Here is a 17517-nt window from a genome sequence, read left to right on the forward strand (position 1 = left end):
ATGCTGGACACCTCGGCCCGACTGCTGCGCCTGCTGTCCCTGCTCCAGGCCCACCGCGAATGGTCCGGGGCCGACCTCGCGCAGCGGCTGGGAGTCAGCCCCCGCACCGTCCGCCGTGACGTGGAACGGCTGCGCGAGATCGGCTATCCCGTCAACGCCAGCCCCGGGACCGGCGGCGGCTACCAGCTCGGCGCCGGGGCCGAGCTGCCGCCGCTGCTGCTGGACGACGACGAGGCCGTCGCCGTGGCCGTGGGGCTGCGCACGGCCGCCGGACAGGGCATCGAGGGCATCGGCGAGAGCTCCGTCCGCGCCCTCGCCAAGCTGGAGCAGGTGCTCCCCGACCGACTGCGCCACCGCGTCGGCGCCCTCAACGCCTTCACCGTGCCGATGCTGCGCGGGCCCGCGCCGTCCCCCGTCGACCCGGGCGTCCTCACGGAGCTGGCCCACCTGTGCCGGGACGCGGAACGGCTGCGCTTCGAGTACCGCGATCACGACGGCGCCGCCACCCGCCGTACGGTCGAGCCGCACCGCCTGGTGTGCACCGAGCGCCGCTGGTACCTGGTCGCCTGGGACCTCGACCGCGACGGCTGGCGCACCTTCCGCGTCGACCGCGTCACCCCCAGGCCGCCGCACGGCCCCCGCTTCACCCCGCGCACACCGCCTGCCGACGACCTGGCCGCGTACGTGTCGCGGGGCGTCTCCACGCGCGCGTACGCCGCGCAGGCCGTTCTACGGCTGCTGGTGCCGCTGCACGAGGCGGCCGAGCGCATCTCCCCGTCGGCCGGGACCCTGGAGGCGGAGAGCGACGGGAGCTGTCTGCTGCGCACCGGGGCCCCGAGCCTCGAGGCGATGGTGGTTCATGTGATGATGACCGGCTTCCCCTTCGAGATCCTGGAGCCCGCCGAGCTCACCGAGACCATCAGGACGGTTCGTGACCGGCTTGATGCCGCTCTGGCTCGGGCTGGGGGGCCTGACCGGCGTACAGCGGATGGTGCAGGTCGAACGCCGGGGACTCCGAGCGGATCCGGGGCAGCGTGACGAAGTTGTGCCGCGGCGGCGGGCACGAGGTCGCCCACTCCAGGGAGCGGCCGAAGCCCCACGGGTCGTCGGACTCCACCTTCGGCGCGTACTGGGCGGTGCGCCACACGTTGTAGAGGAACGGCAGCGTCGACAGGCCGAGCAGGAGCGCGCCGAGCGTCGAGACGGTGTTGAGCGCGGTGAACCCGTCGGCGGCCAGATAGTCGGCGTACCGGCGCGGCATCCCCTCCGCGCCCAGCCAGTGCTGCACCAGGAACGTGGTGTGGAAGCCGATGAACAGGGTCCAGAAGTGGATCTTGCCGAGCCGTTCGTCGAGCATCCTGCCGGTGAACTTGGGCCACCAGAAGTAGAAGCCGCCGAAGGTCGCGAAGACGACGGTGCCGAAGACCACGTAGTGGAAGTGGGCGACCACGAAGTACGAGTCGGTGACGTGGAAGTCCAGCGGCGGCGACGCCAGGATCACCCCGGTCAGCCCGCCGAACAGGAACGACACCAGAAAGCCGGTCGCCCACAGCATCGGCGTGTCGAACGACAGCGAGCCCCGGAGCATCGTGCCGCTCCAGTTGAAGAACTTCACCCCCGTCGGCACCGCGATCATGAAGGACATGAACGAGAAGTACGGCAGCAGCACCGCCTGCGTGGCGAACATGTGGTGCGCCCAGACGACGATCGACAGGCCGGTGATCGCCATGGTGGCGCCCACCAGCGTCAGATAGCCGAAGATCGGCTTGCGGCTGAAGACCGGGATGATCTCCGTGATGATCCCGAAGAACGGCAGCGCGATGATGTAGACCTCGGGATGGCCGAAGAACCAGAACAGGTGCTGCCACAGGATGGCGCCGCCGTTCGCGGACTCGAACACCTGCGAGCCGAACCGCCGGTCCGCCTCCAGGACCAGCAGGGCCGCGGCCAGCACCGGGAACGCCATCAGGACGAGGATCGACGTGAACAGCGTGTTCCAGGTGAAGATCGGCATCCGGAACATCGTCATCCCCGGCGCGCGCATCCCGACGATCGTCGTCAGGAAGTTCACCGCGCCGAGGATCGTGCCGAAGCCGGCCAGCGCGAGTCCCAGGATCCACAGGTCGGCGCCGATGCCCGGTGTGTGCTGGTGGCTGTTGAGCGGGGCGTAGGCGAACCAGCCGAAGTCGGCGGCGCCGTCCGGCGTCAGCAGCGACCCCAGCACGATCAGCCCGCCGAACAGGAACAGCCAGTACGACAGCATGTTCAGCCGCGGGAACGCCACATCGGGGGCGCCGATCTGCAGTGGCATGATCTCGTTCGCGAAGCCCGCGAAGCTCGGGGTCGCGAACAGCAGCAGCATGATCGTGCCGTGCAGGGTGAAAAGCTGGTTGTACTGGGTGTTGCTCATGATCTGCAGACCGGGCCGGGCCAGTTCCGCGCGCATCAGCAGCGCCATGACGCCGCCGATCAGGAAGAAGCCGAACGACGTGACCAGATAGAGGTGGCCGATCTTCTTGTGGTCGGTGGTCGTCAGCCAGTCGACGACCAGCCGCCCGGCCCGCCTCCTCGGTACGGGCCCCGCGATCGCCCGCGCCGTGTCCGTGCCCATGCTTGCCTCTCGCTCGTCGCGCCCTGGGCCTGCCGACGCCCGCGGCTCGGCACTTCCGCGGGCTCACGTCATGCTGCGCGCGCCGCCGACGGCTCCGACCGCAGACATACGGGGATTCTGTGCTGAAGCCGTGTGTTTCTTATGCGGAGTCAGCCGGCGCGGACTCTCCCGGAATCGGAATGGAAAGAGCCGTGGTGAACTGCGTACCTGGCTTTCCGCAGGGTTATTCCGAACCCCTTCCGACCGTGGTCAAGCTAGCCCCGAATTGCGTTCGGCGGTGTGCGCGGCGCGACCGGAACCGCCCGTACGTGTGACGCCGTTGGGGCGAAACGGGTGTCGTGGTCCTGTGACAGAAGTGTGATCGGAGGGGTATCAGGGTCCCGTGTGGCGTTCCGGGCTTCCGCCTCGGGAGCCCGCGGCCTACGGTGGCGGCATGGCACCCCATCCCACACCTGACGCCGAACCCGAGGACTCCCCGGAGCGTTACGTCGGCCTGGAGGCCGGGCAGGCCGAGCGGCTGGCCCGCGAGCGCGGCTGGCGCACGGTCCGCTCACTGCCGCCGGGTTCGATCATCACCATGGAGTACCTCTTCGGACGGATCAACTTCGAGGTCGAGGGCGGCAGGGTCAAGCGCTCCTGGAAGGGCTGACCGAACCGCACGCACCCATGACGAAGGCCCCGGCTCCTGCGAGCCGGGGCCTTAGCCCTGCGGGGAGGCGGGTGTGCGTACCGGTCCCCGCGCTGTATGTCGCTCAGCCGCCCGCCAGGGGCCGGGCCGGGGCGGTGCCGCGGGAGGCGCGGTCCGAGTGCGGCGGGCGGCGGCTGCCCACCGGGGTGACCGGGGTGCGTTCCGCCCGGGTCATGTGCGGTCCCGGGGCCAGGTACGCCGGTGAGCGCGACCCGCGGCCGGCGGTCACCGGCTCCCACGCGGGCGCCGGCTCCTCGGCGGCGCGCGGGGTGACCACCAGCGATGGGGCGCCGACCGGAGCCGGGGCGGGCACCGGGGCGGCACGGCGGCTGCGCAGGCGGTCCCTCAGCGCCAGGATGTGGACCTCGGCGGTGGCGATCGGCGACTCGAAGCAGGGCAGCGCCAGCAGGATCAGCAGGCCCGCGGCCCAGCCGAGGAGGACGTCGCTCAGCCAGTGCGTACCGAGGTAGACGGTGGTCATGCCGACCCCCAGGGAGGTCACCGCGGAGAGCGCGGACAGCCAGCGTCTGGCTCGCGGCGTGGAGGCCAGATAGGCGAGGATGCCCCAGGTCACCACGGCGTTCGCGGTGTGACCGGAGGGGAATATATCGCCGCCGCGCCACATCTCGTTCGACCCGATCATGGTCGCGTAGTGCGGTCCGAGACGGCCCATGCCGTACTTGGCGGCACCGACCGTGATGTTGAGCAGCAGCAGCGCCGCGGCCAGGGTGAGCAGCGGGCGCAGGGTGTGCTGCCGCCAGGAGCGCCAGCCGAGCCAGGCCGCGACCATCACCGCGGTGGGGCCGCGCTGGCCGAGCACCACGTAGTAGTCGAGGAACGCGTGGATCTGCGGCCACTGCTGGTACGGCCGGAAGAACATGACCTGCCAGTCGAGCCGGACCAGCCAGGAGGAGACGACGACAGCCCACACGATCGCCAAGTAGAAGGCCAGAGTTGCCGAGAAGAGAACCACTCGGTGCCGGCTCATCCTGGGCACGTCAATGTGGGCCGGTCGGCTCGGCTCACGGTCCAACCGGGCGAAGACCCGCTCCCAAGGGCTCAGCTTTCGTTCGGTACGCACTCAATCGACGTTACAGCGGGTGAGCTGTGAACCCGCCCGAATCACTGGGGTTGTGATGACGATGTGATGTGGGATTCCTCTCAACAGAGCGTTTATTTCAACGGATTCCGCAATGAGCTGCGAGGAGTGACCTTCAATTCCATTGATCCTCGGGGGTCCGCGTTTATGGCCCTTATCTATTCGTTCACCGAATGCTGGGGCTCAATTCCCCGGCCGATCACCGCCGTCGCGGAGTGGATCACAGGGGACCGGAGGTGTTCAGCCACAACGCTCCGTAGACGGCCGATGCCACCGCGACACCGCTGAGCACCGACGCCGACGTCGATGTCCGTCCCCGGGCGAGAGCACGCGCGAGGGGCAGCAGCAGGGGGAAGGCGGGCATCAGGAGGCGCGGTTTCGAGCCGAAGTAGCTTGCCGCGCCGAGCCCGAGCGCCGTGACCACGCCCGTGTACACGAGCAACGGCAGCGGCTGGCCCTGCCGTACGCACACCACGTACAACCAGACGATCAACGCGACCCCGGCCACCAGGCCCACGCCCGCCGGCACCGAGGCCGGGGACGTGAACTTGGCGGCGGCGAAGCGCGCGAAGGCGTAGCCGGCGTCGAAGCCGTTGCGCCAGCCCGCCTGGACGTCGAGATAGCCGAGCGGGCCCCGGCCGGTGCGATGACCGACCCACAGGACGTACCCGGCGGCGCCGACCGGGGCGAGGAGCATCCCCAGCGCCCGGCGGAAGGGGCCGTCGGGCCGCCCGTTCACCGCCGACACGCCCCGGTCGCGTACGTACGAGCGGATCGTCGCCACCCACACGGCCGCCACCACGGCCGCACCGACCGGACGGGTCAGGCCCGCCAGCGACGCGAGCACGCCCGCACTCACCCAGCGGTCCGTCAGCACCGCGTACAGCGCCCAGGCGGCGAGCGCCGTGAACAGGGACTCGCTGTAGGCCGTCGACTGCACGATCCCGACCGGCAGCACCGCCCACACCAGCACCGCGCAGACCCCGACGCGGCGCCCGTACACATGGTCCGCGACGGCGAAGATCCCCCAGGCCGCGGCGAGCGAGGCGAGCGTCGAGACGGCCAGGCCCGCGTCGGCGTACGACAACGGGGTGAGTGCCGCGCCGAGCCGCTCCAGCCAGGGCAGCAGCGGGAAGAACGCGAGGTTCGAGTGCACGTCGCCGTTCGGCAGACGGACCTCGTAGCCGTAACCGAGCGCGGCGATCCGGGTGTACCACAGCGAGTCCCAACGGGCGCTCAGCAGCGTGTGCGGGCTCGTGCCGCGCGCCGCGCTCCACACGGCGAGCACGACCAGCCCCAGGGCGCGCACGGCGGCGTACCCCGCGAGGGCGGGGGCGGCCCGGCGCACGGTGCCGGTGGGGGGCGGCACCGGGCGCATTGCAAGATCGGTCACGCGCTCGATTATCGGCGCCGTACGGAACCGGAGCGGGCATCCGCACGTGGTGGACGGGGGAGGCGTGGCGCATACCACACCCTCCCCCGGGGGAACGTGAGAGGTCTGCCACTCGACGGTCGGGGGAACTCGCGTACGCTGACCATTCACTCGCTTTGTTGCGTGGGCCGGGAGTACCGCTCCTCCCGGCCGCTACCGCGGGGACGCCCCACCCCGTGGATCCGCCGAAGCGAGGGACCATCTGGGAGGTACGTACATGTCCGGGACGACCACGGCCGCCGCTCGGCTGCGCCGTAGGACGGCCGGGGCGGGTGCCAACCGCTGGGTCGTGCTCGTCGTCCTCTGTGTGAGCCTGCTGCTCGTCGCCCTCGACGCGACCGTGCTGCACGTGGCGATGCCCGCCGTCACCGAGGACCTCAAGCCCGGCGCGATAGAACTGCTCTGGATCGTCGACACCTATCCGCTCGTCTGTGCCTCGCTGCTGATCCTGTTCGGCACGCTGGGCGACCGGATCGGCCGCAGACGCGTCCTGCTGCTCGGCTACGGACTCTTCGGAGTCGCCTCCGGTGTCGCCGCCCTCGCCCAGGACGCCCAGGTGCTGATCACGGCACGGGCGCTGCTCGGCGTGGGCGGCGCGATGATCATGCCGGCGACGCTGTCCATCCTGCGCCAGGTGTTCCCCGACCGGCGCGAGCGGGCGCTGGCGATCGGCATCTGGAGCGCGGTGGCCGCCGTGGGCGCGGCGGTCGGTCCGCTGCTCGGCGGCTTCCTGCTCGAGCACTTCTGGTGGGGGTCGGTCTTCCTGATCAACATCCCGCTGATGCTGGTCAGTCTGCCGGTCGGACGGCTGCTGCTGCCCGAGTCGAGGGGGGAGCGGGACGGCCCGTGGGACGTGGTCGGTGCGCTCATGGCGGCGGGCGGTCTCTTCGGGCTGGTGCTCGCAGTGAAGCGGCTCGGCGGCGGTGAGGCGCCGTTCGGCCCGGCCACACTGCTGCCGCTGCTGGTGGGCGCGGTCCTGCTGGTGGGTTTCGTACGGCGGCAGCGACGCCGCGCACACCCCCTGGTGGACCTCGGGATGTTCGCGCGTCCGGCGTTCAGCACATCGGTGGGGTGCATCGTGCTGGCGATGCTCGCGCTGGTCGGTCTGGAGCTGATCGCGGCGCAGTACCTGCAACTGGTGCTGCGTCTGTCGCCGCTGCAGACGGGCCTCAGGCTGCTGCCGCTGACGTTCGCGGCGATGGCGGCGGGCCTGGTGGGCTCCCACCTGCTGCACCGGTTCGGCCCGCGCCGGATGGTCGCCGTCGGCTTCTGCCTCACCGCCGCGGCGGTGCTCCTGCTGACGGCGATGGGCGGGGAGGACGACCCGGCACTGCTGCTGTCCGGTTTCGTGCTGCTGGGCTTCGGGCTGGAGACCACGCTGTTCGCGGCGTACGAGTCGATGCTGAGCGAGGCGCCGCAGGAGCAGTCCGGTGGCGCGGCGGCGATCGGCGAGACGTCCTACCAGCTGGGCGCGGGCATCGGCATCGCGCTGCTGGGCAGCGTGATGAACGCGGCGTACGCGCCCGGGCTGTCCTCGGTGCCAGGAGTCCCGGCGGGGGCGTCACGGGCGGCGGGGCACTCGCTGGGGGAGGCGTACGAAGTGGCGGACCGGCTGGGCGGGGCGCGGGGCGCCGCACTGCGCCACGCCGCGCGGGACTCCTTCGTGCACGGTCTGCATGTGACGCTGCTGGTGAGTGCGGGGCTGTTGCTGCTGGGGGCCGTGATGGCGGTGAGGCTGCCGCGGGTGATGCACTGTGAGGCGTCTCCGGCGGGGGTGCCGACATCGCGCGAGGCCGCCGACACACGCGTCTCGGCGTAGCCGGGGCCCTGCCCACCCCGGGTGGCGAGTTGCCGGGTGGGCCCGGCCCGGTACTGGACGTGGAGCGCACCGCGCCGTAGCGTCGGCCCCGTCCAACCCTGGCTAGCGCTGTTAGTTTTCAGTGTCACGGAGGCTGCACCCATGACCGCGTCCTCGACGTTGCCGCCCTTCGACCCGGCCGACCCGCTGGGGATCGACGACCTGCTGGACGCCGAGGACCGCGCCATCCGCGACACCGTACGGACCTGGGCGGCGGACCGCGTGCTGCCCCACGTCGCCGAGTGGTACGAGAAGGGGGAGCTGCCCGGCATCCGCGAGCTCGCCCGTGAGCTGGGCGGCATCGGCGCCCTCGGTATGTCCCTCAGCGGCTACGGCTGCGCCGGAGCCAGCGCCGTGCAGTACGGGCTCGCCTGCCTGGAACTCGAGGCCGCGGACTCCGGCATCCGGTCCCTGGTCTCCGTGCAGGGCTCCCTCGCCATGTACGCCATCCACCGCTACGGCAGCGAGGAGCAGAAGCAGCGGTGGCTGCCGCGCATGGCCGCCGGGGAGGTCATCGGCTGCTTCGGGCTCACCGAACCCGACCACGGCTCCGACCCCGCCTCGATGCGGACGTACGCCAAGCGCGACGGCACCGACTGGATCCTGAGCGGCCGCAAGATGTGGATCACCAACGGCTCCGTCGCCGGTGTCGCCGTCGTCTGGGCGCGCACCGACGACGGCATTCGAGGGTTCGTCGTCCCCACCGACAGCCCGGGCTTCTCCGCCCCGGAGATCAAGCACAAGTGGTCCCTGCGCGCCTCCGTCACCAGCGAGCTGGTACTGGACGACGTACGGCTGCCCGCCGACGCCGTACTCCCCGGTGTCGCCGGACTCAAGGGACCGCTCAGCTGTCTCTCCCACGCCCGCTACGGGATCGTGTGGGGTGCCATGGGGGCCGCCCGGTCGTGCCTGGAGGCCGCAGTGGAGTACGCGAAGAGCAGGGAACAGTTCGGCAGGCCCATCGGGGGGTTCCAGCTCACCCAGGCCAAGCTCGCCGACATGGCGGTCGAACTGCACAAGGGGATTCTGCTCGCCCACCATCTGGGGCGGCGCATGGACGCGGGACGGCTGCGTCCCGAACAGGTCAGCTTCGGCAAGCTCAACAACGTCCGCGAGGCCATCGAGATCTGCCGCACCGCGCGCACGATCCTCGGCGCCAACGGGATCTCCCTCGAGTACCCCGTGATGCGGCACGCCACCAATCTGGAGTCGGTGCTCACCTACGAGGGCACCGTCGAAATGCACCAGCTCGTGCTGGGCAAGGCGCTCACCGGACTCGACGCCTTCCGCTGACCCGGAGCCCGGGAGCGGGCAGGGCCGGTGAGCGGCCCTGCCTCAGCTCTGGTTGAAGAAGCCGTCGCCCTGCCGGCTCGCGGTGTCGCCACTGACGATCTCCGTGTTCGCCGGGGTCAGCAGGAACACCCGGCTGGAGACACGGTCGATCGAGCCGCGCAGGCCGAAGATCAGCCCGGCCGCGAAGTCGACCACCCGCTTGGCGTCGCCGGACTCCATGTTGGTGAGGTTCATGATGACCGGGACCCCGTCCCGGAACAGCTCGCCGATGGCCCGGGCGTCCCGGAAGCTGTCCGGGGTGACCGTGCCGATCCGGCGGCCCTTCTCCTCCGCCGTGTCGGAGGCGACCTTGACGCGCGGGTCGGTCACCCAGGCGTCGCCGTGCTCCTGGTCCTCGGCGTAGTCGTCGTCGTAGTAACGCTCGTCATCGTTGTCGTCGACGAGGCCGAGCCAGGCACTCGCCTTGCGCACCGATCCCATGGACGCCTCCTCTCACAGCGGTCTTTTTTCATGCCTTCCGCAACCCCATGGTCGTCCATGATGCGGATGTGGCGCCAAGGGGATAGACGCCGCGCGGGGGTTTCGTGACGGTACTGGTGCACAGCGGATCCGTCGAGAGGCCGTGTGCCCCAAGAGTTCGGGCTCAGACGCCTGCTGACTATGAGTGAAATACGATTTGTCGCGGCGTCCGGGTGACGGTGGGTGCGTACGGGTGAACGAGGCGGCGGATAATCTGCCGCAGCCAACCATCGTACGAGCCACGGGGGAGTGTCGTGTTCGGAATGGTCCGGCCCTGTCGCCACGGGCTCAGCGAGGGCCTGAGGCCCAGTGGATGGCGCACTTGTGCGGGCTGTGCCTCGCGCTGCGCCGGGACCACGGACAGCTCGCGCACATCGTTACCGACTGCGACGGCCTGCCGATCTCCGTTCTGACGCAGGCTCAGGCAGAGCGGACCGCCGGCCGCGGCGCACCGCCGGTCCCTGCCCGCTGCGCGGGATGTGCACCGTGTCCGTCGCGCGGGGGGAGGGGGCACGGCCGGTCCCCCCTCCTGGCCGTCACCGAAGCGACCGAGACCGCCACCGCGGCCGCCTTCGCGTACACCGCGGTCCTCGCCGGGCGCCCCGGCAACGCCGCACCGCTCGCCGAGGCCGGCCGGCTCTTCGGGCGGCTCGCGCACGTCCTGCTCGTCCACGAGCTGCGGCGCTCGGTGGACCGGGCCTTCGGCGCCCAGTCCTGCGGGCACGGCCCCCGGGGCGCCTTCGGGCCACCGCGGCAGGACGGTCCGCACACCACGGAGGATCTCTCGAAGCCCGGCAAGCGGGGCTTCCTGGCCGGCTGCGCGGTCGCCGTGGGGCTGTGCTGCACCTACCAGGTGTGCTGCGCCGACGAGTTCGAAGGACCGTGGTCGCGGAAGAGGCGCGAGGGGTGGTGCAACAAATACGACTGCGAGGGCGACTGCGACTGCGGCGATCGCGGCGACTGCTGTAAGTGCTGCGACAACTGCTGTTCCTGCGGCGACGGATGTGACTGCGGCTGCGACTGCTGAAGTCCGTCACTCAAAACAAGCACATGATCCGGTGACCAGTGCGCCATGGAGATCGTTGGCCGGGGCAGAACGATTTTCTGCCCCTCCGACCATTCGTCCTCCATATAAGGCACTTAAGGCACTCCATCAGTGGACGTCACACCCCCCACCACCCGCGCCAGGCTGCTGAGGTTTCTCGTCCTCGCCCTCGCCGTCCTGCTCGCCCTGCTCGGCGCGGCCGCCGCCCAGCAGATCTCCGAACACCGCGACGCGGCCGCCACCGCCGACCACGCCCGGCTCGAGATCGCCCTCCAAGGGCTCGTCCACGAGCTGCAGAAGGAACGCGGGCTGACCACCGGATACGTCAGCGGCGTACGGCAGTTCGGCGCCAAGCTGCCCGCGCAGCGCAGAGCCACCGACATCGCCCGCGCCCGGCTGGAACGAGAGCTGCGGGGCCGTGACGATGCTGCCGCCGCCTCTGTGCGCGCGTCCCTGGGACGGCTCGAAGGGCTCACAGCGATCCGCCGGCACGCCGACGACGGCACCGGCACCTTCCAGGAGACCTTCGCCTCCTTCAGCACCGGCATCACCGTCCTCGACTGGCTCGAGCTCGGCCTCGACGACGTGTACGACGTCCGGCTCCGGGCCGCCTGCCGGGCGCTCGACATCCTCGGCGAGGCCAAGGAGTCCGCCGACGAGGAGCGCGCCATCGTCCTGGGCTCGGTGCGCACCGGACGGTTCCGCGGCGACGACTACAACCGCTTCCTGCAGCTCCGCGCGGCCAGGCTCGCCGCCCTGGAGAGCTTTCCGCGCTCGGCCACCGCGGCCCAGCGACGGCGCCTGGACGCCGCGCTCGGCACCCCCGAGGCCGAACGCGCCCTCGCCTACGAGAGCGTCGCCGTGCACGCGGACGGCCGCCTCGCCACGGCCGCCGTTCCCCCGATGGGCTGGTGGGAGTCCATGACCTCCACCGACGACGGACTGCGCGCGGTGCAGATGTCGCTCGGCAAGGACGTGGAGGAACGCGCCGCCGCACTCCAGAGCGCCGCCCAGCGCGATCTGCTGTTGTTCGTGCTGTTCGCGTTCGGTACCGTCGCCACGCTCGGCCACCTCGCCCTCGACTGCGTCCGATCCGTCTCGACTCCGCTCGCCGTCCTGGCTCAGCAGGCACTGGAGGTGGCCGCCACACAGCTGCCGCGCGCCGTCGCCGCCGGGAGGCACGGCAGTTGGCTCGAGCACCCCGGCCCACCCGCACCGCTCGCGGTGCCCGGCCGGGCCGGGGCCGAGGTGCTCCACGTCGCCGAGGCGTTCGACCGCGTGCAGCGTGTCGCCTTCGACCTCGCCACCGAGCAGGTACCGCTGCGCCACGCGCCCCTTGGCGACGCGGCGGAACCCGTCAGTTCTTCAGCTCCGGAGGCGAGATCTGCGACGTGCTGATCGCCGAGTCCGTCGTCCCCCACTTCTTCAGGATCTTCTCGTACGTTCCGTCGGCGATCAGATGGTTCACCGCGGCCTGGAAGGCCGCTGCCAGCTGCGTGCCCTTCTTGAAGGCGAAGCCGACGTCGAGGCGGTGGTACTCGTTCAGGAACTTCAGACCCGGTTGCTGAGCGACCGCGTACCGCAGGCCGTTGATCGTCGACATGACCACATCGCTGCGGCCCTGCTGCAGGGACGACCACAGCGCGCCCGACTCGCTGTACGTCTGCACGCCGTAGGCCTTTTTGCCCGCGTCCGTGCAGACGTGCTTGTTCCTCTCCAGCGTCGCCTCGAAGGTCGTGCCGGCGCCGGTCGCCACGTTCAGCCCGCACAGCTGCTTCAGGTCGGCGATCTTCGTGAGGTCGCTGTCCTTGCGGGCGGCGAAGCCCTGACCGTCGTTGATGTAGGTGACGAAGTCGATCGTCTTGCGCCGCTCGTCGGTGACACCGAAGTTGCTCGCACCGAAGTCGTACTTGCCGCTGCCGAGCGCCGGCAGGATCGCCTCGAAGCTCGCCGGTTCGAGCTTCAGCCTGATCCCGAGCGCCTTGGCGACGGCGTTCGAGAAGTCGATGTCCTGCCCGACGAGCGTCTTGCCGTCGTCCAGATAACTGGTGCCCGGCAACTGGCCGGAGACGGCGACCCCCACGGTGAGGTCGTGCACGCCCGCCGGCAGCAGCTTGGCGGCGGGCTCGTACGCCTTGACGGCCGACACGACGTCCGTGGCCGGGATCTTCCCGGCCCTGGCCACGGCCCGGGCATCGGTACCCCCCGATCCGGACGCGTCGCCGGAACCGCACGCGGTGAGCGACAGAGCTGCCGAGACAGCAAGGGCGAAGAGGGTGAAAAGCCTCGTGTTTGTACGTGTCAACGTACGCATGGGTCAGCGGTCTCCTGAGAGCGGAAGTGACAGCGCGCGAGGGAACGCGAAGAGGGGAGGGCGCGTGTGAAGGCGTGGAAAGCGCGTGGGCGAACGCGGAAGAGGCCCTGCCGATCAGGACGTACAGGGCGTGCAGAGCGTCAGGACGTGCAGAGCGTCAGGACGTGCAGAGCGTCAGGACGTGCAGAGCGTCAGGACGTGCAGAGCGTGAGGACGTGCAGGGCGTCAGCTCAACAGGAACAGGACCACACACGACCGAAGTCGATGTGGGAGCGGGTGACCAGCCGCTGCTGTGGGCGCATGTGCCAAGTGGAACAGGCATCCGTTTCCCCGTCAACCGACTTGAGACGCATGACTCACAGTGTGGACGGCCTTGACAGTGCGGGGAAACGGCCACGTACGCTCAGGGCACGGTCCTGCTGAGGGGCTCGGCCGTACAGCGCCTGTGTGAAGGCACCCACCCGTGTTCGACTCGACGTATCACGGAGCCTTCGCATGTCCTCCGAGACCCTCGCCACACCGGCCGCGGCTGCCGAAGAAGCCGCACCCCCGCGTCTCGTCCCGCGACGCCACCCCGGTCAGTGGGCCGCGGCCCTCGTGGTCCTGGTCCTGCTCGGTTTCGCCCTGACCTCCATCGTGCGCAACGAGGCGTTCCAGTGGGACGTCGTCGGCGCCTACTTCACCTCCACCGCCGTCCTGCGCGGCCTGTGGCTGACCCTCTGGCTGACCGCGGTCGTCATGGGCCTCGGCTTCGCCCTGGGCACCCTGCTCGCCGCGGCCCGGCTGTCCGCCAACCCGGTGCTGAGGAGCGTCAGTTGGGGTTACGTCTGGCTCTTCCGCTCGGTGCCGATCCTGGTGCAGCTGCTGTTCTGGTTCAACATCGGCGCCCTGTACCCGCACATCCTCGGCGTGAAGACCGTGAACCTGTTCGGCCCGGTCACCGTCGCCGTCGTCGGCCTGACCCTGCACGAGGCCGCGTACGCCGCGGAGGTGGTGCGCGGCGGCATCCTCTCCGTCGACCGGGGCCAGATCGAGGCCGCGCAGGCGCTCGGTCTGAGCCGGTGGCAGCGCTGGTGGCGGATCGTGCTGCCGCAGGCGATGCGGTCCATCGTGCCGCCGGCCGCGAACATGCTGATCGGCACCCTCAAGGGCACGTCCATCGTCAGCGTCATCGCCGTCCAGGACCTGCTCTACTCGGCGCAGCTCATCTACCACCGCACCTACCAGGTCATCCCGCTGCTGATGGTGGCCACGCTCTGGTACGTCATCGTCACCTCGGTGCTCAGCGTCGGCCAGTACTACGTGGAGAAGCGCTACGCGCGCGGTGCGGAGCGCACACGATGAGCGGTGACCGACCTTCGCTGGTGATCGTGGGGGCCGGGCCGCGGGGGACCGGTTTCCTGGAGCGTATCGCCGCCAACGCGCCCGCCCTCTACGCCGGTTCCGAGCTGGACGTGCACTTGGTGGACCCGTATCCGCCCGGCGGCGGACGCATCTGGCGCCAGGCCCAGTCGCCGCTGCTGTGGATGAACTCGCACGCCGAGGACGTCACCATGTTCACCGACGAGACGGTGACCATGGCGGGCCCGGTGCGCGAGGGCCCCACCCTGCACGAATGGGCGGGCGTCGGCGGGCGTCTGTTCGCCGACCGGCAGCGGCAGGGCGCGTACCTGCGCTGGGTCTACGAGCAGACGGTCGCCGCCCTGCCGCCCGGTGTCCGCGTCCATCACCACCCCCGCCTCGCCGTCCGGGTCGACGGCCCGCGCGACGGCCGGCAGCGGGTCTGGCTGGAGGGGCGGGCCGAGCCGCTGACCGCCGATCTCGTGGTCCTCACGCTCGGCCACCTGGACGCCGAACTCGACGACGAGCAGCGCGCGTTGGCGTCGTACGCCCGCACGCACGGCCTCGTCCATCTGCCACCCGACTTCACGGCCGACAGCGACCTGTCACCGCTGAAGGCCGGCGAGCCGGTCCTCGTGCGCGGGTTCGGGCTCGCCTTCGTCGACCTCATGGTGCTGCTCACCGAGGGGCGCGGCGGACGGTACGAGGGGGACGCCTACGTGCCTTCGGGACGCGAACCGGTCCTGTACGTCGGCTCCCGGCGCGGCGTGCCCTATCACTCCAAGATCGGCTACGACTGGACGGGGGAGAGGCCGCCGCTGCCCCGGTTCTTCGGGCCCGCCGAGGTCGACGCGCTGCTCGCGCGCCCCGAGGGCTTCGACTTCCGGCGCGATGTGTGGCCGTCGGTCGAGAAGGAGCTCGGCTTCGCCCACTACCACCGGCTGTTCACCGCCCATCCCGAGCGCACCGCGGTCGCCTGGAGGGACTTCGAGGAGAAGTACGCGGTGTCGGACTCGGCCTCGCTGCCCGCGCTGGTGGCCGCCGCCGTCCCCGACCCCGCCGACCGGCTCGACCTGAGCGCCCTCGACCGTCCGCTGGACGGAGTGCGCCACGCCTCCTTCGACGACGTCCAGGACGGTCTGCGCCGTTACATCGAGGCCGACCTGGCCCGGCGCCACGACCCCGCCCACAGTCCGGACCTGGCGGTCTTCCTCGGGCTGCTCTCCGTCTACGGGCAGTTGGTGCGGCTCGGCGACATCGGACCCTGGTGGCACGGCTTCTTCAGCTACCTGGCCTCCGGTCCGCCCGGGACACGACTGCGGCAGATGCTCGCGCTGTCACGCGCGGGGGTGCTGAAGTTCCTCGGCGCCGACATGACCGTCACCGCCGAGGACGGCGTCTTCCGGGCGTCGAGCGGCACCGTGCCCGGCACGTTCGTCGAGGCCCGCGCGCTGGTCGAGGCGCGGCTGCCGCACCCCACGGTCGAGCGCACCCGCGACCGGCTGCTGCGGGAGTTGCACGCGGACGGCGCGGCCGCCACCGCCGAGGGACTGCTCGCCGTGGACGCCGCCGACGGGCGCGTCCTGGACCGCTCCGGCCGCCCGCATCCCCGGCGCTTCGCGCTCGGCCCGCACACCGACGCCCGGGGTTCCGGCGCGTTCACCCGGCCCCGCACGGGCGGGCCCGCGTTCCGGCAGAACGACGCGGCGGCACGGGCGGCACTCACCGTCCTGCGCGACCCGTCCACGGCGCTGTGACACCCCATCATCCACAGAAAGGTTTCACTCGAGATGACCCCATCGCACGGTCGGGGGCTGTTGCACCTGGCCGCCGCCGTCGACCAGCGGGAGGCCCGTGATGTCGACCGCCATGTCGAGGCGGTACGGCTCGCGGAGCGCGGTGCGCTCGACTTCGTCACGCTCGGCGACCACTCCTCCTGGCCCGGCCCCCAGTGTTCCGGGGCTCCTGGCCCCGATGCGCTCGCCGTGCTGCACCGCGCCGCGCCCGCAACCCGCCGTATCGGCCTGGTGCCCAGCACGTCCACGGAGCCGTCCCGTGTCCGGGCGGCCCTCGCGACCCTGGACCGGGTCAGCGGCGGCCGGGCGGGTTGGTACCCCGACCCGTCGGCGACCGAGGCAGACACCCGGCTGGGAGCACCTGGGCCTGCCGCGGCCCGCCCACCGGTACGTCGTGACAGGGGGAACGTCATGACGCCGCGCTCCGTGCGACGTTCCCCCGAGCAACGTGTTCCTCCGATCGGGCGCCGCCGATGGGTTCTTCCTCGTACCGCATCCCACCACGCTGCGCCCGCACCCCGGGCGCACGTGTCCCATATGGAAGGGTTGACCACATGACGACGGACGCATCCGACGAGTGGAAGCAGTGGCACGAGCACCGCATCGCGCAGGTGTCGGAGCCGTACGGGCCGCTCGCGTTGACCGGTACCTACTGGCTGGAGGATTATCCGGACGGTCAAATTCCGGACATTCCCGGGCGGTGGACGGACGACGGTGACGCGGTGGCGCTGACGGCCGACGAGGCCGACGGACTGACGGTCGACGGGCGGTCCTTCACCGGTGAGGTCCGCCTGGACGCCGACGCCGGGCCGGTGAGCGCGGCCCGTGTCGCGGCCGGCGAGCGCCGCCTGGTCGTCCTCGCCCGCGAGGGCGTGTGGGGCGTGCGCGACTACGACCCGGCCGCCCCGGCACGCCGGGACTTCCGGGGAATCGACGCCACGCCCCACGATCCGCGCTGGTCCGTCGAGGGGCACTTCACCCCGTACGGGGAGAGCCGCACCGTACGCGTCGAGAACGCCGACGGACGTCACCGCGGGCTCGGCCTCGGGGGAGTGCTCGCCTTCACTCTCGACGGACAGGACCTGACCCTCCAGGTGTCGGTCGAGGGCGATGGCTCGCTGTGGGCCGTGTTCGCCGACGCCACCAGCGGGGACAGCAGTTTCCGCTTCCGGTTCCTGCGGCCGCCCGCGCCCGACGCCGAGGGGCGCACGACCGTGGACTTCAACCGCGCGCTGTTGCCGCCCTGCGCCTTCGCGGACCACTTCATCTGCCCCTTCCCGCCCCCGGGCAACACGCTGGGCGTCGCGATCGAGGCGGGGGAGCGCACGCTGCTGTAGACACAAGGCGCCACCGGGCTGCTGTCAATCCCTGTGGACCCTAGAGAAGTTAAAGACTGCACGGCCGAAAGGCGCCCTTGCGTCCTTCGGTCAGGCGGCCGAATACTCCCCCACAGCGCTTGTCAGGGGCACGGCGTGTTCGGAATCCGGATGACCGGCCCCCGGCTGCGACTCACGGGCCCCA

General features: G+C 70.9%; 14 protein-coding genes and 1 pseudogene. 10 read left to right on the forward strand and 5 right to left on the reverse strand.

All coding sequences use genetic code 11. The annotated features are described in order from the left end of the window. The gene (locus tag ACZ7L1_RS13915; RefSeq protein WP_471437010.1) at window positions 1–1038 is read left to right on the forward strand and encodes a helix-turn-helix transcriptional regulator; all 1038 of its coding nucleotides are present in this window, start codon (window positions 1–3) and stop codon (window positions 1036–1038) included. On the opposite strand, the gene ctaD is transcribed toward ACZ7L1_RS13915, so the two are convergent. Beyond that, complete coding sequence (ctaD, locus tag ACZ7L1_RS13920; RefSeq protein WP_471437012.1) at window positions 920–2611, reverse strand: aa3-type cytochrome oxidase subunit I; 1692 nt, start codon at window positions 2609–2611, stop codon at window positions 920–922. The two genes, ACZ7L1_RS13915 and ctaD, sit on opposite strands and share 119 nt — an antisense overlap. A gap of 433 nt (window positions 2612–3044) precedes the next feature. Between ctaD and ACZ7L1_RS13925 the strand changes: the two genes are divergently transcribed. Beyond that, window positions 3045–3260, forward strand: a complete 216-nt coding sequence (locus tag ACZ7L1_RS13925) for an I78 family peptidase inhibitor (protein WP_103840735.1) — start codon at window positions 3045–3047, stop codon at window positions 3258–3260. A 103-nt stretch (window positions 3261–3363) separates the two neighbouring features. On the opposite strand, the gene ACZ7L1_RS13930 is transcribed toward ACZ7L1_RS13925, so the two are convergent. Together ACZ7L1_RS13930 and ACZ7L1_RS13935 are read right to left on the reverse strand one after the other, a co-directional pair. Beyond that, a complete protein-coding gene (locus ACZ7L1_RS13930; RefSeq protein WP_471437015.1) occupies window positions 3364–4380 on the reverse strand; it encodes a phosphatase PAP2 family protein in 1017 nt (338 codons plus the stop codon). A 238-nt stretch (window positions 4381–4618) separates the two neighbouring features. Next, window positions 4619–5791, reverse strand: a complete 1173-nt coding sequence (locus tag ACZ7L1_RS13935; protein ID WP_471437016.1) for a glycosyltransferase family 39 protein — start codon at window positions 5789–5791, stop codon at window positions 4619–4621. 256 nt (window positions 5792–6047) lie between these two features. On the opposite strand from ACZ7L1_RS13935, the gene ACZ7L1_RS13940 reads away from it, so the two are divergent. Together ACZ7L1_RS13940 and ACZ7L1_RS13945 are read left to right on the forward strand one after the other, a co-directional pair. Continuing rightward, window positions 6048–7649, forward strand: a complete 1602-nt coding sequence (locus ACZ7L1_RS13940) for an MFS transporter (RefSeq protein ID WP_471437017.1) — start codon at window positions 6048–6050, stop codon at window positions 7647–7649. Window positions 7650–7790: 141 nt separating this feature from the next. Further along, the gene (locus ACZ7L1_RS13945) at window positions 7791–8981 is read left to right on the forward strand and encodes an acyl-CoA dehydrogenase family protein (RefSeq protein ID WP_471437019.1); all 1191 of its coding nucleotides are present in this window, start codon (window positions 7791–7793) and stop codon (window positions 8979–8981) included. Window positions 8982–9023: 42 nt separating this feature from the next. Here the strand turns inward: ACZ7L1_RS13945 and ACZ7L1_RS13950 are convergent, their stop codons facing one another. Further along, window positions 9024–9461, reverse strand: a complete 438-nt coding sequence (locus ACZ7L1_RS13950; protein ID WP_471437021.1) for a cell division protein SepF — start codon at window positions 9459–9461, stop codon at window positions 9024–9026. A gap of 352 nt (window positions 9462–9813) precedes the next feature. On the opposite strand from ACZ7L1_RS13950, the pseudogene ACZ7L1_RS13955 reads away from it, so the two are divergent. Then, window positions 9814–10527: pseudogene (locus tag ACZ7L1_RS13955) on the forward strand (hypothetical protein). 129 nt (window positions 10528–10656) lie between these two features. Next, window positions 10657–11943: a nitrate- and nitrite sensing domain-containing protein gene (locus ACZ7L1_RS13960; RefSeq protein WP_471437023.1), complete on the forward strand. Its 1287-nt coding sequence runs from the start codon at window positions 10657–10659 to the stop codon at window positions 11941–11943. Here ACZ7L1_RS13960 and ACZ7L1_RS13965 read toward each other — a convergent pair. After that, window positions 11903–12859 carry an ABC transporter substrate-binding protein gene (locus tag ACZ7L1_RS13965; protein WP_471437025.1) on the reverse strand — a complete coding sequence of 319 codons (957 nt, stop codon included), beginning with the start codon at window positions 12857–12859 and terminating at the stop codon, window positions 11903–11905. The two genes, ACZ7L1_RS13960 and ACZ7L1_RS13965, sit on opposite strands and share 41 nt — an antisense overlap. A 495-nt stretch (window positions 12860–13354) precedes the next feature. On the opposite strand from ACZ7L1_RS13965, the gene ACZ7L1_RS13970 reads away from it, so the two are divergent. Genes ACZ7L1_RS13970 through ACZ7L1_RS13985 form a run of 4 tightly spaced genes read left to right on the forward strand, consistent with a single transcriptional unit; the run spans window position 13355 to window position 17333 of the window. Beyond that, a complete protein-coding gene (locus ACZ7L1_RS13970; protein ID WP_471437027.1) occupies window positions 13355–14203 on the forward strand; it encodes an amino acid ABC transporter permease in 849 nt (282 codons plus the stop codon). Further along, complete coding sequence (locus ACZ7L1_RS13975; protein ID WP_471437028.1) at window positions 14200–15957, forward strand: FAD/NAD(P)-binding protein; 1758 nt, start codon at window positions 14200–14202, stop codon at window positions 15955–15957. The genes ACZ7L1_RS13970 and ACZ7L1_RS13975 overlap by 4 nt, the downstream gene beginning before the upstream one ends. A gap of 33 nt (window positions 15958–15990) precedes the next feature. Continuing rightward, window positions 15991–16554 carry an LLM class flavin-dependent oxidoreductase gene (locus tag ACZ7L1_RS13980; protein WP_471437030.1) on the forward strand — a complete coding sequence of 188 codons (564 nt, stop codon included), beginning with the start codon at window positions 15991–15993 and terminating at the stop codon, window positions 16552–16554. Continuing rightward, window positions 16551–17333: a DUF1684 domain-containing protein gene (locus tag ACZ7L1_RS13985; RefSeq protein WP_471437031.1), complete on the forward strand. Its 783-nt coding sequence runs from the start codon at window positions 16551–16553 to the stop codon at window positions 17331–17333. The genes ACZ7L1_RS13980 and ACZ7L1_RS13985 overlap by 4 nt, the downstream gene beginning before the upstream one ends. Window positions 17334–17517: the final 184 nt, after the last annotated feature.

This window comes from Streptomyces sp. NPDC107546 (assembly GCF_055639175.1).

Excerpts from the sequence above, each read along its gene's own strand:
- ACZ7L1_RS13925 (WP_103840735.1), top strand. The coding sequence starts at position 3,045 with ATGGCACCCCATCCCACACCTGACGCCGAACCCGAGGACTCCCCGGAG.
- ACZ7L1_RS13985 (WP_471437031.1), top strand. The coding sequence starts at position 16,551 with ATGACGACGGACGCATCCGACGAGTGGAAGCAGTGGCACGAGCACCGC.
- ACZ7L1_RS13965 (WP_471437025.1), bottom strand. The coding sequence starts at position 12,859 with ATGCGTACGTTGACACGTACAAACACGAGGCTTTTCACCCTCTTCGCC.
- ACZ7L1_RS13970 (WP_471437027.1), top strand. The coding sequence starts at position 13,355 with ATGTCCTCCGAGACCCTCGCCACACCGGCCGCGGCTGCCGAAGAAGCC.
- ACZ7L1_RS13980 (WP_471437030.1), top strand. The coding sequence starts at position 15,991 with ATGACCCCATCGCACGGTCGGGGGCTGTTGCACCTGGCCGCCGCCGTC.
- ctaD (WP_471437012.1), bottom strand. The coding sequence starts at position 2,611 with ATGGGCACGGACACGGCGCGGGCGATCGCGGGGCCCGTACCGAGGAGG.
- ACZ7L1_RS13940 (WP_471437017.1), top strand. The coding sequence starts at position 6,048 with ATGTCCGGGACGACCACGGCCGCCGCTCGGCTGCGCCGTAGGACGGCC.
- ACZ7L1_RS13915 (WP_471437010.1), top strand. The coding sequence starts at position 1 with ATGCTGGACACCTCGGCCCGACTGCTGCGCCTGCTGTCCCTGCTCCAG.
- ACZ7L1_RS13975 (WP_471437028.1), top strand. The coding sequence starts at position 14,200 with ATGAGCGGTGACCGACCTTCGCTGGTGATCGTGGGGGCCGGGCCGCGG.
- ACZ7L1_RS13945 (WP_471437019.1), top strand. The coding sequence starts at position 7,791 with ATGACCGCGTCCTCGACGTTGCCGCCCTTCGACCCGGCCGACCCGCTG.
- ACZ7L1_RS13950 (WP_471437021.1), bottom strand. The coding sequence starts at position 9,461 with ATGGGATCGGTGCGCAAGGCGAGTGCCTGGCTCGGCCTCGTCGACGAC.